Annotated in this window: 19 protein-coding genes; 8 read left to right on the top strand and 11 right to left on the bottom strand. The window is 42.3% G+C overall.

The features are described from left to right. Positions 1–107 precede the first annotated feature (107 nt). The 11 genes from CI960_RS13610 to CI960_RS13560 form a co-directional block, all read right to left on the bottom strand. Positions 108–401 carry a hypothetical protein gene (locus CI960_RS13610; protein WP_004322060.1) on the bottom strand — a complete coding sequence of 98 codons (294 nt, stop codon included), beginning with the start codon at positions 399–401 and terminating at the stop codon, positions 108–110. 11 nt (positions 402–412) lie between these two features. Continuing rightward, positions 413–790, bottom strand: a complete 378-nt coding sequence (locus tag CI960_RS13605; protein ID WP_004322059.1) for a DUF4134 domain-containing protein — start codon at positions 788–790, stop codon at positions 413–415. Between the two features lie 61 nt (positions 791–851). Beyond that, positions 852–1,175 carry a DUF4134 family protein gene (locus CI960_RS13600; RefSeq protein WP_028728589.1) on the bottom strand — a complete coding sequence of 108 codons (324 nt, stop codon included), beginning with the start codon at positions 1,173–1,175 and terminating at the stop codon, positions 852–854. Position 1,176: 1 nt separating this feature from the next. Then, positions 1,177–1,629, bottom strand: coding sequence for a hypothetical protein (locus tag CI960_RS13595; RefSeq protein WP_008640351.1), 453 nt, complete (start codon positions 1,627–1,629; stop codon positions 1,177–1,179). A 234-nt stretch (positions 1,630–1,863) separates the two neighbouring features. Beyond that, positions 1,864–2,751, bottom strand: coding sequence for a toprim domain-containing protein (locus CI960_RS13590; protein ID WP_004310189.1), 888 nt, complete (start codon positions 2,749–2,751; stop codon positions 1,864–1,866). Positions 2,752–2,858: 107 nt separating this feature from the next. Next, positions 2,859–3,965: an AAA family ATPase gene (locus CI960_RS13585; protein WP_004310190.1), complete on the bottom strand. Its 1,107-nt coding sequence runs from the start codon at positions 3,963–3,965 to the stop codon at positions 2,859–2,861. Further along, a complete protein-coding gene (locus CI960_RS13580) occupies positions 3,943–4,341 on the bottom strand; it encodes a helix-turn-helix domain-containing protein (protein ID WP_004322056.1) in 399 nt (132 codons plus the stop codon). The genes CI960_RS13585 and CI960_RS13580 overlap by 23 nt, the downstream gene beginning before the upstream one ends. A 176-nt stretch (positions 4,342–4,517) precedes the next feature. Then, the gene (locus CI960_RS13575) at positions 4,518–5,291 is read right to left on the bottom strand and encodes a hypothetical protein (protein WP_004322055.1); all 774 of its coding nucleotides are present in this window, start codon (positions 5,289–5,291) and stop codon (positions 4,518–4,520) included. A 133-nt stretch (positions 5,292–5,424) separates the two neighbouring features. Then, positions 5,425–6,555 (bottom strand): site-specific integrase, encoded by a 1,131-nt coding sequence (locus CI960_RS13570; protein WP_005777415.1) that lies wholly within the window; start codon positions 6,553–6,555, stop codon positions 5,425–5,427. Between the two features lie 238 nt (positions 6,556–6,793). Further along, entirely contained in the window at positions 6,794–7,285 is a 492-nt protein-coding gene (locus CI960_RS13565) for a DNA-binding protein (RefSeq protein WP_005854913.1), read from the bottom strand. A 237-nt stretch (positions 7,286–7,522) separates the two neighbouring features. Beyond that, on the bottom strand, positions 7,523–7,750 hold the full coding sequence (locus CI960_RS13560; RefSeq protein WP_005854915.1) for a DUF4248 domain-containing protein: 228 nt from the start codon (positions 7,748–7,750) through the stop codon (positions 7,523–7,525). Between the two features lie 160 nt (positions 7,751–7,910). Here CI960_RS13560 and CI960_RS13555 point away from each other — a divergent pair, with 160 nt between their 5' ends. The 8 genes from CI960_RS13555 to CI960_RS13520 all read left to right on the top strand — a co-directional run bounded on the left by CI960_RS13555 (position 7,911) and on the right by CI960_RS13520 (position 17,263). Then, positions 7,911–8,588, top strand: a complete 678-nt coding sequence (locus CI960_RS13555; RefSeq protein ID WP_005854917.1) for a hypothetical protein — start codon at positions 7,911–7,913, stop codon at positions 8,586–8,588. Continuing rightward, positions 8,578–9,609, top strand: a complete 1,032-nt coding sequence (locus CI960_RS13550) for a hypothetical protein (protein ID WP_094582390.1) — start codon at positions 8,578–8,580, stop codon at positions 9,607–9,609. Before CI960_RS13555 ends, CI960_RS13550 begins: the two co-directional genes overlap by 11 nt. Before the next feature lie 218 nt (positions 9,610–9,827). Continuing rightward, positions 9,828–11,147 (top strand): nucleotide sugar dehydrogenase, encoded by a 1,320-nt coding sequence (locus CI960_RS13545; protein ID WP_005854921.1) that lies wholly within the window; start codon positions 9,828–9,830, stop codon positions 11,145–11,147. Positions 11,148–11,655: 508 nt separating this feature from the next. Further along, a complete protein-coding gene (locus CI960_RS13540) occupies positions 11,656–12,708 on the top strand; it encodes an NAD-dependent epimerase (RefSeq protein ID WP_005854922.1) in 1,053 nt (350 codons plus the stop codon). Next, positions 12,705–13,766 (top strand): acyltransferase family protein, encoded by a 1,062-nt coding sequence (locus tag CI960_RS13535; RefSeq protein ID WP_005854924.1) that lies wholly within the window; start codon positions 12,705–12,707, stop codon positions 13,764–13,766. The genes CI960_RS13540 and CI960_RS13535 overlap by 4 nt, the downstream gene beginning before the upstream one ends. A 12-nt stretch (positions 13,767–13,778) precedes the next feature. Continuing rightward, complete coding sequence (locus tag CI960_RS13530; RefSeq protein ID WP_005854926.1) at positions 13,779–15,221, top strand: lipopolysaccharide biosynthesis protein; 1,443 nt, start codon at positions 13,779–13,781, stop codon at positions 15,219–15,221. Continuing rightward, positions 15,221–16,342, top strand: a complete 1,122-nt coding sequence (locus CI960_RS13525; protein ID WP_005854928.1) for a CapA family protein — start codon at positions 15,221–15,223, stop codon at positions 16,340–16,342. Before CI960_RS13530 ends, CI960_RS13525 begins: the two co-directional genes overlap by 1 nt. A 3-nt stretch (positions 16,343–16,345) precedes the next feature. Continuing rightward, complete coding sequence (locus CI960_RS13520; protein WP_005854930.1) at positions 16,346–17,263, top strand: ATP-grasp fold amidoligase family protein; 918 nt, start codon at positions 16,346–16,348, stop codon at positions 17,261–17,263. Positions 17,264–17,319 lie beyond the last annotated feature (56 nt).

The following is a 17,319-nucleotide window of genomic DNA, read 5'->3' as shown; positions in this document are numbered from 1 at the left end:
GATATTCGTTCATTAAATAGGGGCAGGTCTGCCTCGGCTGGAGGCGGACCCGCCCGCGTTCAACAATCAATCAGCCACACACATTGCCGTGATGGTTTTTCTTATAGTCATACTTTGTGCGAATAGGCATACACATACACTCCACGTTTTACATTTTTGCTGTGCAGCCCTTTTCGCTGTTTGAGGATGATAAGCACGATTCCCGCAGATAAGACAGTTGCCAATACGACCAGTCCGGCCACAAAGCCCATAAGACAGTAGGCGGCGATAAAGCCCACAATGGCTCCACCAGCCACGCCTGCCGCCCAATAGATGTAGCGGCCTTGTAATCCCATCAGCTCCAAAGGCCGTTGTAACCCCTTGAACAGCGGATAATCCGGATAACGTCCGTCACTAATCATTTCCTGACTGTTTATGCGTTAATTCCGAAGAATAGAGGTAATGCTTGGGCCGCCGCAATCAGAAAAAGGCACGCCCCAACTACCATCATGATCTTCTTCTTGACATCCTGTTCCTCGTTGTTCATGGCGATATACACCGAAATGGCTCCGATGATGGCCACGACACCAGCAATGGCATAGCAGAGTTTGACCATGACAGGAACGTATTTCACGATTTCCTCCGCTACGGTTGATAGAGCTGTCGTACCGGCCGAGTAATCACCTGCCGTACTTTGAGCCATAGCAGGTATGCCTCCCAACAGGGCAATGATTAACATTCTTACTTTGGTGGAAACTTGCATGATGGTTTTCTTTGCCTTTCGGCACATTCTTTTGAATTTCTGAAACATATTTATTACATTTTTGTGGTACTCTTGTTTTTTGAATTTATTTTACACTTCTGTCAGCCACCTATATGCGGTAGCCGAAGAAAGCAGGGAACACGATTGAAGCTCCAGTGATGAAGAGGCACGCACCGACAAGTGATACGATAGACTTCACCACGCCGTCCTCGCCTGTGTTCATTTTGATATAGATCTGGAGCGCGGCAACGACTACGAAAACCGAGGCGACAGCGTAGCAGATGTACAGCACGTACAGCATCATCGTCACCACGAAGTCGTGCATCGTTGCCAGTGCGTCTGCACCCCAACTGTAGTTTACGCTGCCACTTTTGGCGAATGCCGCATAAGGGACAAAGCACAGTGCACATAATATTTTTTTTGCTTTCGACATTTTACAATCGGTCTTTGAGAGGTTTCCATACCAGTTTCGGACGGTTGCCCGTCTTTCCTTTGGCAAGCATTGCTTTGTATAGTTCGTCTGCCGTGTATGCGTCCGACAGGTAGGTCTCGGTTTCTTCCATCTGTTCCTCCGCTTGGGCTTTCAGGCGTTTTAGCTTCTCCGCCACGGCTATCTCGCCATTATTGTCTGCGGTTTCCGTCTCCTGTGGTGCAGGCGAAGCGGTAGGGGCAACATCTGTTTCATATTTCTCATTACCCACATTGAATCCCGTATCGCTCTCCGTCACGTACACACTCTGTTCATCTTCTGGCGCACCGAGGTCAAATACCTCTTCTTCCGGCTTGCCATTTCCTTTTTTTCCATAAAGGTCCTGCACGATGATAACTGCATAATAGACGAGATAGGCAACCGTCAGGACAATGGTGAAAATAAAATATGATTTCATATATTTTTGTATAATATGATTTTTATATTTGGTTGTGTGTGCAAAATAAGAATGGATAATTTGAAAGATAAAATTATTGATTATAAAACGTATCGTTTCAATATAATATTTTTTCAAAATCCAAAAATCATATTTCAAAATCATATTCAAATATGATTTTGGATAAGAAAACAGGAAAAGTCGGGATATAAAAAAAGCCCTCCGTGATGAAGGAGGGCTTAGGGAGCGGGTTGTTCATTGTTTCTTCCCACGTAAGTAGTCGTTCAGGTCTTTGTAACCGGCATAACAGTTTGATTCGTTATAGACGCATCTGCCATACATCCCGGCTATGGTTTCCACTGTCTTTTGTCCGGCAAGGTCATTGTCAAGGTAACAGTGAATATACGTGTATTTTTGCAAATACGTCAATGTCCTTTTCAGATTACTGACCGAGTTCATAACAAGGTAGTCACAGGGGGCATTAATGCAAATGGCACTATCGTCCGTCTGTTTTAGGGTTAGATAGGACAGAAAGTCCATGAATCCTTCAAATAGGCAGACACGGCTCTGTGCCTCACCACGCGATTGGGGTATCAAGGAAATGTCCTTGTTCTTGATACATCCTTTGTAATAAGGGTTTCGTACCTCGTATCCACCGGATATATTGCCAAAGGCCAGTGCAAAGTAACGTCTCTGGCGCAGTTCGTAATGGACTTCCTTGCAGAACATTCGTCCGATATCCGAATCAATCATACGTGAATGGAGATATGAGAGCAGTGCGTGGTGTCGCAGCGGCACGATAATCAAATTCTTCATGTCGGCTTCCACTGGTCGAGAGGTTGCGGGCAACGCCCGGGTTTTCGGCAGCGACACACCATTGACATACCGTTTGATGTATGCTAATGCTTCACTCACACTTTTAGTTCCGCAAAGGTACTTACCCAGTTCCACAAGGTCGCCTCCGGTGGCCTCGCCAAAATCATACCATTCATTCAGCCGGTCATTGACTTTGAACGATGGCGTCACCTCTTTCCTGAGAGGCGAAAGATACCAATATTGCTCTGATTTCATATACTGCGCACGGTGGCCGAGCTGGGCCAAAAAGTCCACGATACGCACTCGTTTTGCTTCGTCTATGGTCATATTAAATTTCTTTTCACTTGTTTTGTACAAAAGCGGTTTAGTTTAGTTTGCGCCCCTATATATATAAATACTAAATTAAACTGAATTATATAGGCCCGCGCCCGCTCTCATTCTTCATCGAAAAGCATGGTTTCTGCCTGTGTCATGTCATAATAAAAAAGTTTATCTCGTTTGATAACCAGTTTTAAGGTGTCAGTCAGATATTGCAGCAGTTTGACCATTACGTTTCTCCCACGCTTAAACCCGATTGCCTCGTAAGCAGTCATCATGGCTTGCAGCATATTTTCAAACCCACGGATGGGTTTATCTCCAAATGCAGCGGAAAGGGCTTCACGGTGCTGTTCGATGCTTAGTTCCATAAAACCCGTCCGCTGTTTCGGTTTCTGATGTGGGGCATTCTCAAACAAATGCCCTTCTGCGAGAACCGGGAGCCCGCCCTCATTGACAGTGAAAGCAAAAGGTTTAAACTCTTTCTCACGGATGTGTAACGCATGAACTTCGCTGACGTTGGGACAATCGTTGTTTTTGCTGATGACCAGTACAGTCTCCGCCTTGTTGCTCATTTCCGTACCGATATGCCCGCGCACATTGTTATCTCCTTTATTCAAGTGTAGCACACAGTGGATATGCAGGTCATACTTTGATGACCATTCCATCATCTTGTTAATGACTTCCACGGACTCACCGGTACTGTTTATGTCAAGCATCAGGTCACGGATACCGTCGATGATAACAAGTCCGTATCCTTTTCTTTGACGTAAGGCGTAGTCGATGACCCCAATGCGTATGGCCGGAGAGTATTCGCGCAAGCAAATAAAGTCGAGGTTTTCACTGTCGGTTGTAGTGGGCAGTCCGGCAAGCCGCAAGATGCGTTCCAGTACATTATGACAATGGAAGCGGCTCTGCTCCGTGTCCACGTACAGAATCTTGCGTTTACCTTCCGGGAGGTGCGCCCGGTAGTTCAGCACTTGTTTCCCTGCCAGCGATGCAGCGACAATGGCCGAAACGTTAAATGTTTTTTTTGATTTCGCCTTGCCGGTTGATGCGCTGAAGTTGCCGAGCGTAGCAATGGTCGAGTTGTCTATCCAGATAATCTGTGGCGGCGTTTCATAGGTATCCGTCGCCCGAATCTGCGAGGCGGAGAGGATATCCGATAAGAAATCCTCCTCCGGCCTCATATCCACATTATATTCAGTTCTTCTTTCGTTTTCCATGGCGTCTTTGATTAAAGAAAGGTTGTGTGGCAGCGGCCTCGTTTGCCATACGTGCTGCTTCATCTACGGTTGGTTCATAATTCTGCAAAAGCCATTCGTCCAGATCTTCTTTGGCGAAATATATCATTTTGCCACGTGGCTTGTAGTGCGGAATCTCCTTGCCTGATGTTAGCTTGTACAGCATACTCTCGGATATTCCGATATACATACAAGCCTCTTGGAAGGTAAACACCTGTTTGGTGGTATATATATTTTTTTCCAGCAATGCGATGCGTTCCAACAGACTTTCTATCGGATCTAATTTCTTTAGGATGGCTTCGACGCTTGTAAGCCGTTCACTCAGCCGTTCCATGAATGTCAATCTATTATTTTGCATAAATGAGTTATTATAAATTTAGACAATGAAGTATATCCTCCGTTATGTAGCGCGCTAACGGAGGTCAAAGATAGGGCAACCCAAAAGGTCAGCGTGAGTTTGTACCGTGATAGTAACCACGTATCACGGCAACTGTCACGCTTTTACCTTTCACATACTTCGCTTATTGGCACTTCTTACCACTCTCTCAGTTCATCAATGGCTCGTCTGATACCGTAACCTGTTGATGTCATGTTGTTACGCAAGGCAGACAGAGCGGATGAAAGGCTTGAAGCTGAAACGAATCCTTTTCCATCCTTGGTTTGCAAGAACCGCCCATTACTGAGAACGGACTGCCATTTGGCTTGGATAAACGAGTGCTCAAGGAGTGTATCAAACAGGATGGCCACATGGCGGATATTGTTTACACGAATACAGAATCCTTCTTTACAGGAAAGCAGAGCTTCCATATCTTCAACGTGTAGGGTAGAAACGCAAAACAGATGATAAGCATTGGCACAAGCTGTAATACCTATCATCTGTTTACGAGTGAGATTGCATCCAAAAGAAAGAGGATAAATTCTTGTCGGTCCATCTTTGCAGCACGTGACGGACTGTGATGGTGGCACAAACGTATCATACGTTCGTTTCAGTTCCATACACTTCTCGAACGAGAAGTCTGCTTCGGTAAAAAATGCTCGGATAAGATGGGAGCAATCGTTTAATAGCCCCTTGACGATATGAATGTTCATTTCATGGCAGTTCCGGCAGACCGCATGGTCACAGTCGATATACCGGTGGCTGTTTACGAAATCCTCCACGTAACGGTAGTACTGCTTATTGCCCGTCACGACATCACGGAGATACATTGTTTTTGCTTCAACGAGCAATGCGAATAATTCTTTCGCTACATCCTGTTCTGCAACAAAATGGTGCAGATGTTTTTTCCCTCCAAAAAGAGAGAGGGCCATTGTTAGGTCTTTTCATGATGAAATATTTTAAATTGGATTTATATGATATATTATAAGAGTGTTGCTCCGATAAGAGAATCCTGTCGGAACAACACCCTTATAAGTGATTACATATCTGATGTTCATTGCATTGTTAATCGAATAAACCGTTGGTCAGATTTACTGCATCGTCTTTTTTCTTATTGACGATTTTGGCATACACTTGGGTCATCTTTACAGATGTATGACCGAGCAATTTAGATACAGTGTACAAATCGGCCCCCAATGTCAGCATCATTGTGGCGAACGTGTGGCGGGCGGTGTGAAAGGTGAATCGCTTGGAAATTCCGGCGGCTTTGGCCCACGGTTTGATAAGTTGGTTGATACCTGAAGGCAAATCGAACACATGGTCGTCTGCTGTCTTGTCCCCACGTTCCGGCATCCACTTCAACGCTTCATTGGAGAGCGGAAGGTAAATCGGTTCTTTCGTCTTCTGCATGGCTACTGCCAAGCGGTATTGGCCGTTGTCAATAAACACATCTTTCCATTGCAATCCGATAATGTCACTGATACGTAGTCCACAGAAGCAGGAGAACAGGTAGGCACTTTTTACCCCTTCGTTCTGCATTGGTGTAGCGATTAATGATCTCACTTCTTCAATAGTCATATACGAACGCACACTTTCCGGCATCTTGGGCTTCTCCGATTTTTCCATTTCGTTGAATGGATTCTTTAAGATCCGTTTCGCACGGACAGCGGCATTTAACGCACCGTTGAAAATCTGGTAATAGGTATTACGCGTAGAAGCCGAGATGGGTTTTCCTTTGGGACGGTAGTTTGTCAGCATATAGTCGATATAGCCGTGGCAAAAAGTGAGGTCAATCTGATTTAATGTGAATCTTTCTCCTGCATACTCTTTCAAGATACCGGTAACAGATTTTATCTGGCCTATGTTTTTCTTACCACGTTTCTTCTGTTCCTCTTTATAGAGTTGCATCCAGTCCAGCAGATAAACCTTATCCTTGTGATTCATGATACCGGCTTCACCACTTGTCAACTCTATGATACGCTTCGATTTGATTGCATTTGCGGCAGCCATTGTCGTTTCGTTCTGTTGGCGGGCATTACGATCCGTTTCCGGAATAAGATACATTTTCAAATACTCGTATGTCCGCTTACCATTTCGGTATATATCCAGATACAAACTCTTGCTGCCATTGGCCAACTCCTTCGTCCGAAGACGAATCGGCTCCTTTACTTTTATTGGCTTTCTGGTCCTTGGCATATTTGTGTCCTTTTATTCGTTATTTCCTATCACAAAGGTACAAATAAAAAACGTAATCAAGAAACAAACAAGAAACAAAAATGCACCTAAAAAGAGCAAAGCAACAGAAAACGTAGAAAACAACTGAAAATAAAAACTCGTATATAAATTATTGATATATAGATGATTTATCTATATTTATTTGGAACTTGTTTTCATTTTATATATGTCTTTATGATTATTGGGAATAATCCGATTTTCAAATTTCATCGGGGCTTTCAGAGTCCGTATTCTCCTTGTCGGTAAGATCTACCGTTGTCTCTCCGGCCTTGATCGCCTTCAAGAGCTTACGGGCAGTCTTGCGAGAGGGAACCACATTAAATGTAGCTTCATTCAACAAATTGGCGAAACGCTCGCCGGGAGTCCAGTTTACCGAGACCCCCACGATATGGGTGTCTGTTTTGAAGTCGGCGGCTGTTTCCGCCCCGATACTTTTCAAGGCGGGAGCAAAGTCGCCCAAGTCTCCTAATTTGATGAGTACTCCATCCAAGAGATTCTCGCGCATGCAGTCCACAGCCATCGTGAGTATCGCCGCGATATCCGCACGGCTATAGACACAGCCATGGCTGGAGATGTGTTCCGCGAATTGGTTGATATTCATTTTCTTGGAGGTTTGGACGCAAGCATAAGCTTTCTTGGGCTCTTCCTTCTTCAAAGGATTGGGTCTCATTACGATACTACAGTTGATCATACGTTTAAAAATTTAAGTTGTTAATAAAAAAAACATTTTCACCACGGCCGTGTTTGTAGTCTGATAAAGATGTATTATCTTCGTACGGAAGATGTGTCATCTTGTCGTTGTAAGATGTATGATCTTATCGTTGTAAGATGTATCATCTTTCAGAGCTATCAGACTTACGGAAGCGAAGGTAGCAGATCGGGGTGTTGCCGGATGGTGATACATTCGCTTCCGTTGCGATACGTTCGTTTACGGCTCGCCGAAAGTTTCCACAAGGATGCGCACCTGCTTTGGCGTGAAGATTTTGCTGTGTATGCGATAGCCCGCCGCATGGAGTTTTTCCATGACCTCGCTATTGCGAAGTATCCACAGGCGTAGGTTTGACACGGCGGAATCAATGTTTGCGGTCTCTGGGAAATAAAGTCTCGCCAGCTCTCGTTTGGAGTAAGGGCGGATTCGGAATGTCGTTTCGTTCATATTCGAAAGTTTTTAGTGTTACTGATGTTTATTCTCACTCATTTCATCCGGATGACGAAGCGAATATAGTCTGATACATATTCTCGAAAAAGAGTATCTAAAAATGTTGAAACGAAGGGCTCGCCCTATTGAAAAATATTGAAAAAACAGGTAAATCGTGATGGATAATAGTCAGATATCATCTCGTGAGTCGTTGCTGGGTTATCTTGGCGGCGATGAGAAGAAGTTGGAATACTATTTGGGGCTTCTTGCCACTTGTAAGAAACCTTTCGACGTAGCCGACCGGGTAATCAGGCCCATCTATGTGAATGAGGATATCGACTCTAAGGTTTTCACTACGAATGCCTTTTATGGCTCTATCGCTTGCCTTGCCCCGGAAATGAGAGGGCGAAAGCTCAAACCCAATACCTTGTATTATCATATCACGGCTAACCTCTCACTATGGAATAAGGAGCGCAATAACAGGCCGCTGCCAATTCTGGAAGGTGAATCGTTTGTGGATACCCGGATAGAACGCCATGCGGAAGGTGGCATGGATGTATATATACATATCCGCTACGATCAAATTCCCGAAGAGATTCAAAACTTATTGAGATCTTATATGGAGTTGGGATATGTCAGCATGCGGCAGAAATTGGTTAAACATTTCGATGCGCGTGGCAATTCATGGGTGTTGGAGATCGGTTGTCCGTCATTGCTCATAGAGGATGTTTTACAGATATTGAAGGAGAGTGTGGGGGATACGACTCTAACCTATAAGTCTCGTTTTACCACGCAAGAAAATATTTCCATTGATGATGCCTTGGAAATAGTCGACGCCGAAGCTGATGAGGAATAAGTCCCAATATGAGCAAATTACCGAGATTTACAATCGGGAGCAAGGCACTCACATTGTGCTGAGAGAGGACGAAAACGGTTCAATGACCCCGGTCATCGAGTTGGACACGCAAGAGGTTGTGTTTAATCCCCGTTTCCAAACCTTGCTGACTTTGTTCAACATAGCGACCCTGCATAAGCAGGAGGGAAGCAAGGCCATACACCATTTCCTGCTCTATCATCTTGCGATTCGTAAAAACATGTATGGCAAGGCCGAAGAGCTTCTCGACTTGTTGAATAGGGATATCGATGATCTGTATGAAATAGTACGGAAAGAAGATATACGGTTTTGCGAGATTGTGGCGGAATACCAGACCTCCTTCATTTTGATTCATGAGTTCAGTCATATCTATTATTATACGCATCCGCGGGCACTGGACGAGAATCGGTGTATCTTGAAGGATAACCTGATTGGGTTAAGGAAGCAGTTGGATACAGACAAGCCCCTGCTGGCCCGTATGCTTCATTTCTTCATTCCTTCCATGCGCTATGCGCAGGAACACAGTTTTGATGAGGCCATCGCGAGTCCGGAACTGCAGGAAGAACTGCTTTGTGATGATGCGGCATGGCGTATGACGTACCATTTGCTCCAATCGAATATTACGGATTCAGAGCCATGTGCCCAGCTGAGCGCATACGTTGTCTTTACCTTATATTATATAGAGGCGCAACGGACATTGGAGAACATATACCTGACTGATGACAAAAAACAACGTCAAAAAGATTTGATGTTCGATACCAGTCGTTCCACGGTGTTGGTGAATACGATATGGGACGATGTGCCTCACGAGACTATAAAGCAATATCAATCGCTTGTCAATGATATCTCCCGTATGGGGCGTCTCTTCTTGCTGTTGCCCCTTCGTTCGAACGTGGAGCATATCGGCTATATACGCCTTATGCCCAAGGAAAAATATTCACTTAAAGAGTTGAAACGGCTGGATGCGATTTATGGGAAGGTGGATGAGAGGCTGTGGATTTGAGAGATAAACAATTGCGCATTATCCGTGAGTTTATAAAAGAAAATGTATTTGAAATGGTCACAGATGAGTGGTCAAGGATTTTATGGGGGAGTAATTGTCCATAGGGCGTGTGGACATAAGCTATATATGAAGCGTGTCAATTGAATTTTTGTAAATGCTTCATCTTTTTTGAAAATCAGAGATGAAAAGTGTTTGATGCTAACGGAAAAACAATCAATATGAATAAAGAAATCAAGATAGCCGTAGCCGGGACAGGTTATGTAGGACTAAGTATTGCTACTTTGTTGGCGCAACATCATCAAGTAATAGCGGTGGATGTCATTCCTGAAAAGGTAGAGATGCTCAACCGCAAGCGGTCTCCCATACAGGATGAATATATAGAAAAGTGCTTGAAAAATAAGAAGTTAAATCTTACGGCAACGTTAGATGGAGCCTCTGCATATCGGGAGGTCGATTTCATTGTTATTGCGGCTCCCACGAACTATGATCCGGTGAAGAATTACTTCGATACGCATCACATAGAGGATGTGATCGACTTGGTGTTGCGTGTCAATCCTAATGCCGTGATAGTGATCAAATCCACCATTCCCGTGGGTTATTGCCGGAGTCTTTATTTGCGATATGCCCAAAAAGGGGTACGAAAGTTGAATTTACTGTTCTCTCCCGAGTTCCTGCGTGAGAGTAAAGCTCTTTACGATAATCTGTACCCCAGCCGTATCATTGTGGGTATTCCAAAGTTGATCGCAGACGATCAATTTAATGCGGAGAACGAAGCGATCAACAAGATCGCTGATATGCCCTCATTGGAAGAAGCGGCACGGACATTTGCCGCCCTATTACAGGAAGGAGCCATCAAACAGGAGATCCCCACCCTGTTCATGGGAATGAAAGAGGCGGAGGCCGTGAAATTGTTTGCCAATACCTATCTGGCTTTGCGAGTAAGCTATTTCAACGAGTTGGATACCTATGCGGAGGTGAAGGGATTGGATTCGCAAGCGATCATTCAAGGTGTAGGTCTGGATCCACGAATCGGCACGCATTATAACAACCCCAGCTTTGGATATGGAGGTTATTGTCTTCCCAAGGATACGAAACAGCTTTTGGCCAATTACCAAGACATACCCCAGAACATGATGACCGCCATCGTGGAGAGCAACCGTACACGGAAAGACTTCATTGCGGATCAGGTATTGCGCAAGGCCGGCTATTATGGTTACAGCGACCGGAACGACTTCCTAAGTTCGGAGGAGAAGGATTGCGTGATCGGTGTTTATCGCTTGACGATGAAATCGAACAGCGACAATTTCCGCCAGTCCTCTATCCAAGGCGTGATGAAGCGTATCAAGGCGAAAGGGGCTAGGGTAATCGTTTATGAGCCGACATTGGAGGATGGCAGCTCGTTCTTCGGTAGTACTGTGGTGAACGACCTCGCCAAGTTTAAGGAGATGAGTCACGCCATCATCGCCAACCGCTATGATAGTTGCTTGGATGACGTAGAGGGGAAGGTTTATACGCGGGATATTTTCAGGAGGGATTAAAGGAAGAATTAAATAGATGGGGCTCTCAAGTGCTTGCGGGAACAACATATCGCAAGGGAGGCCAAATTGAGACTCTCCGGAAATTTGCGGTAAATACGGGATATTGTGTAGATTGGCATGAAAACAAGGGAAGAATACATAGATTTGATAAAGTCGTGTGCGGATACTTTACGCAATCGTTATATGGATCTTGCTCTGGCCGAACTGCGGCATGAAGATGAGCTGACCCGGAAATCCAATTGACAGGAGAACGTAAGCTCCGGAAGTTGGCGGAGCGCAAGGCTGCGGCTCTTCAGAAAAAGCTGGATCGAGGTAAGCGGGAGTCGTCGTTGTAGGGATTATCCGGATTTAATCCCCGATAAGATCTCATTGGCCGATGGCCAATGGTAAAATCAGGATTTATTTTTAACAGAATGCGGTTTAGGGTACGGTAAAGTGCTCAAAAAGGAGATACCTTGAAAGGAGGGCTTACGAAATATATTAACAGCCTTGAGAGAATCATTGTGATATGAAAATATTGGTAACAGGAGCGGCAGGTTTCATAGGTTTTCATACCGTGAGGCGCTTGTTGGAAAGAGGTGATGAGGTAGTTGGTTTGGATAATATTAACGATTACTATGATGTTAATCTTAAATACGGGAGATTGACGGAGACTGGGATTAACCGGGAGTCGGTAGATTGGTATAAGTTTACGCAAAGTGATCGCTATCCTCATTATCGTTTTATTCGAATGAATTTGGAAGATATGCAGGCAATGCGGATGTTGTTTGCTAATGAGGGGTTCAACAAGGTGATCAACTTAGCCGCCCAAGCAGGTGTACGCTATTCCATCACTAACCCTCAAACCTATGTTGGCAGTAACCTCGACGGCTTTCTAAATATCTTGGAGGGATGCCGCCATCACCACATTTCGCATTTGGTATATGCATCTTCCAGCAGTGTCTATGGACTGAACGGCAAGGTGCCCTTCTCCGAGCACGACAGTATTGCTCATCCCGTCAGCCTCTATGCGGCTACGAAGAAGAGCAATGAGCTGATGGCACATGCCTACAGCCATTTGTATGGTATTCCCTCGACAGGGCTTCGCTTTTTCACAGTCTATGGTCCGTGGGGTCGTCCCGATATGTCACCTTTCCTTTTTACGGACGCAATCTTGGCTGATCGCCCTATCAAGGTGTTCAACCATGGTGACATGTTACGTGACTTTACCTATGTAGATGACATTGTGGAGGGAGTGATCCGAGTGCTCGATCATACAGCAACGCCCAATCCCAAATGGAATGCGGTTACTCCTGACCCAGCCACATCTATAGCACCCTATCGGATTTATAATATAGGTAATTCTAAACCAGTTAAATTGATGGATTTCATTACTGCTATTGAAACCGCTTGTGGCTATGAAGCGCAAAAAGAGTTCCTTCCTATGCAACCAGGAGATGTGTATCAAACAAATGCGGATACTGCTTTGCTGCAAACCGAAATAGGATATAAGCCTTGCAAGGACATTATGGAAGGGGTGAAGGAAACGGTAGAGTGGTATAAAGGGTGGAAGAATAGATGATGGACTCTATAAATTTAAAACGTAAAGTATATTTAGAAGATGTAGTTGTTCTTCGCTTATCACTGATAGTGCTTTTGGTACTATATCATTCTTTTTGCATTTTTAGTGGAGCTTGGGAAGTTCCCAAGGACTATCCACTGATACCGATATATTGGTGGATAGCTAAAACTTCATATAGTTTTATGCTTGAAACCTTTGTTTTTATTTCAGGGTATCTATTCGGTTTTCAAGTCCAAAAGAATGGTATAGGCATTATTTGTTTTAAGAATACAATACTCAAAAAAGCAAAGCGGTTATTGTTACCCTGTTTCTTTTTCGGAGTGATATATTATACGGTGTTTTATGATTTAAGTAAACCGGTTTATGAAATATCCTATTCTATAATGTGTGGTACAGGACATCTTTGGTTCCTGCCAATGTTGTTTTGGTGTTTCACTGAAATTTATCTTATAGAGAGATTGAAAGTGTCATATAAAGTAGTATTACCATTACTGGCATTGGTCGCTTTATGTTCATTTATTCCTCTACCTTTTCGTATGAGTAATTCAATGTACTACTCTCTGTTTTTTTATATAGGTTATTGCATCAAGCGGTATTCATGGGGTGTGAGACGTTTCTTTACTAAAAGAAGCTTTGTTTCGTTTGGTATATTATATCTTATTTCGTTTGTTATATTTAATGTAATTAATAATTATTTGGTAGTGAAATTATTGAATGTTAATATTTTTAATAAACTGTTTCATGTTTTATATATGAAGTTTTTTACTCTATGCTATAGCTTGTTTGGGATGCTGATGATATTTAGTGGAATTAATTGGTTGTTTAAAGAAAGTCGTATCAAGCTCAATGGGATTATGATAAAATTGAGTGGACTTTGCTTTGGGGTATATATATGTCAGCAGTTTATATTAAAGATTATTTACTATCAAATGGGTGGATTAAATAAAATAGATCCTGTGTTTTTACCTTGGATAGGGTTTGTTATTACATTGGCATTATCTCTTTTTATATCACATTACATATTGAAAACTCGGTTAGGTAGGTTCTTAATCGGATGATGATACAACTCTATGTCGGACTTTAATAAACAAGTTGTGACGGCTACAAAGTGGTCCGCAATCACAGAGATTGCCGCAAAACTGGTAGCTCCTGTCTCAACGATGGTATTGGCTCGTTTACTTACACCTGATGCTTTTGGTATCTTGGTCACTGCGACAATGGTTATCAGCTTTGTTGAAATCTTTACGGATGCCGGTTTTCAAAAATATCTCATACAGCACAATTTTGATTCAGATAAGGATTTGTTTCAATCTTCTACAGTCGCATTTTGGTCGAATTTAGTGTTATCATTAGCTATTTGGTTGGTGATTATTTGTTTTTCAGAGAATATAGCCACCTTAGTTGGTAATGAAGGGCGTGGAGATGTAATAGCTGTATCATGTTTCTGCATTCCTCTTGCTGCTTTTTCTAGTATTCAGATGGCATTATATAAACGTTCGTTTGATTTTAAAACACTCTTTTGGGTACGGATCGTAGGTATAATGATACCTCTGGTAATAACTATTCCATTGGCATTTCTGACTCGTAGCTATTGGGCATTGATTATAGGTATGATAGTATTGAATTTGTCTAATGCTCTTATTTTAACAGCAAAATCGCAATGGAAACCGAACTTTTTTTATCGTATTTCTTTGCTGAAAGAAATGTACTCTTTTACTGTATGGTCTATGTTTGAGGCTATAAGTATATGGATGACGAGTTACATTGATATATTTATAGTTGGAACGATGCTTAGTCAACATTATTTGGGTGTTTATCGTACATCTATGTCAACAGTTGGGCAGATTATGGGGCTTATAGTTTCGGCTACCACTCCCGTGCTATTTTCCTCTTTGTCTAAATTACAGAATGATAATAGGGAGTTGAGAAGGATGTTTTTTTCTTTCCAAAAAATTGTTGGCATATTGCTAATACCATTAGGTGTAGGCATATTTCTGTTTAGTGATTTAATTACTGATATCTTGCTTGGCGATCAATGGGGAGAAGCTTCTCATTTTATCGGTTTGTGGGGATTGACTAGCTCGATCACAATTGTATTTGCTTACTATTGCAGTGAAGTATTCAGGGCGAAAGGAAAGCCTAAACTTTCAACTTTAGCGCAAGTGGTTCACATGGCCTTTTTGATACCGACAGTTCTTTGGGCAGTTAGTTATGGCTTTGATTTCCTTTGTGATATACGAGCGTTGGTGAGATTGACATTAATCTTGATAAATGTTATTATACTGTATGGTTTGACAGGGATATCATTTATTGCTATGGTGAAAAATGTTTTGCCATCATTGGTTGCCTCCATGGTTATGGTAATAGGAGTTGGGGCTTTGAGACGATTAGGATCAGGAATATACTTGCAATTATCGTATTGCGCTGTTGCGGCTATAATATACTTTTCTGTAATGATGACGTTTCCTAAAGAACGTGACATTCTTCTTAATCTTAAAAAATACTTGAAATAATGAGAATACTTGTAGCGGGAGATTTTTATCCATCGGAAAGAGTAAAGACACTTATAGAAAAGAAAGAGTATGAAACCATATTAGGCGAGGTTACTTCTATTGTGAAGTCTGTTGATTATGCTATAGTGAATTATGAGTCACCTGTTGTACTTGGAAAATACAAGCCGATCCTAAAATGTGGTCCCAATTTGGCTTCAACTGAAAATGGAGTGGAGGCTATTAAGTGGGCTGGTTTTGATATGGCAACATTAGCTAATAACCATACATACGATTTTGGTGCCGAGGGCTTGAACGATACATTACAAACTTGTAAGAAATATGGTATAGATATCGTAGGAGTAGGGCCGAACCTACAAGGAGCTCAAAAGGTATTTTATAAAGAGATTCAAGGTCAAAGATTAGCAATTATCAATTGTTGTGAGCATGAGTTTTCAATTGCCACAGCGACAACACCAGGATGTAACCCTTTGAATCCTGTACAGCAATATTATGCAATTACAGAAGCTAAACGGAATGCTGATCATGTAATTGTGATTGTACACGGAGGACATGAGTTTTATCAACTTCCTAGTCCACGAATGAAAGAAACCTATCGGTTCTTTGTTGATTGTGGAGCTGATGCCGTAATCAATCATCATCAGCATTGTTATAGTGGTTACGAGTATTACAAAGATAAATTTATTTGTTATGGTTTGGGAAACTTTTGCTTTGATGATCTGAAGCGTACAGGGCAAGTTTGGAACGAAGGTTACATGGTAATGCTTGAAATCAAGGAATCCATTCGGGTGAAATTGTTCCCTTATGAGCAATGTAATGATAAACCGTCTGTTGTTCCTTTCAATTCGAAAGTAACTTCTCGATTCAATAAAACCATTACGGATTTGAATGCGATTATTCAGGTAGATGCAAAGTTGAAAAGAGCACATGAAAAATGGATGGATCAGACTTCAAAAGGATTTATGCTAGCGTTTACTCCATATTCCAATCGCTATCTTAAGGCGGTTTGTAGCAGAGGTTTATTACCTTCTTTTATCTCCAAACAACGAGTACAATGCTTGATTAATTACATTGATTGTGAAGCTCATAGGGAAAGAACGTTAAATATGCTTAGAAAACGATAGGATATGGTTGTAGAGAAGTTTATTAAAGCGATAAAGCGGCCTCGATTGGTGTTGAGTGTGCTATTGGAAAGAACAGCAGGATGGTGGTCTGACCGAACTTATTTAAAATGGCACTATCGATTATCATTGGGGCGAAAGTTGAACCTAGATAATCCCATCACTTTTAACGAAAAGCTACAGTGGCTCAAATTATACAATCGCAAGCCTGAGTACACTATCATGGTGGATAAGGTGAAAGTTAAAGAGTATGTAGCAGAAAAAATAGGGGATAAATATATCATTCCGACTATTGCCGTATGGGATTCTGCTGATGAAATTGATTGGGATGTACTTCCTTCCCAATTCGTAATGAAATGTTCCCACGATAGTGGTGGTATTATTATTTGTAAGGATAAATCAAAACTTGACAAGAAGAAAGCGATTTCAATTATGAGTAAAGGCCTCAAAAGACGTTATTTCAAGCAGAATAGAGAGTGGCCATATAAGGATGTAACTCCTCGGATTATAGTAGAGGCTTATATGGTTGATGAGAGTGGTTATGAGTTAAAAGATTACAAGTTCTTTTGTTTTGATGGAGTACCTCGTCTGGTACAGATAGATTTTGATCGCTATACCAATCATAAAAGGAATGTTTATGATACGGAATGGAATCTTTTGGATTTGCTGATTAAGTTTCCTAAAGGGCATGAACGAGTATTTGTAAAACCTAATAATTATGAGGAAATGTTGTATATCAGCAGAAAACTTTCTGAAGGTATTCCTCATGTTCGTGTAGATCTTTATAACGTGAATGGCCGGATTTATTTTGGGGAGATGACTTTTTTTCATGGATCTGGATTAGAAGAATTTACTCCGGAAGAATGGGATGAGAGGATAGGCTCATGGTTAAAGTTACCTCTCCTCAATCACCCCTTTGCTTAAGATTGATGTATACTTGGAGAGTTTGATGGCTGATAATAATTACACTAGAGAAGTCG

It is taken from the genome of Parabacteroides sp. CT06 (genome assembly GCF_002257605.1).
Taxonomy (GTDB): Bacteria; Bacteroidota; Bacteroidia; order Bacteroidales; family Tannerellaceae; genus Parabacteroides; species Parabacteroides distasonis.
The sequence above is the reverse complement of the archived record's forward strand: the minus strand, read 5'-3'. Positions and strand labels throughout refer to the sequence as shown.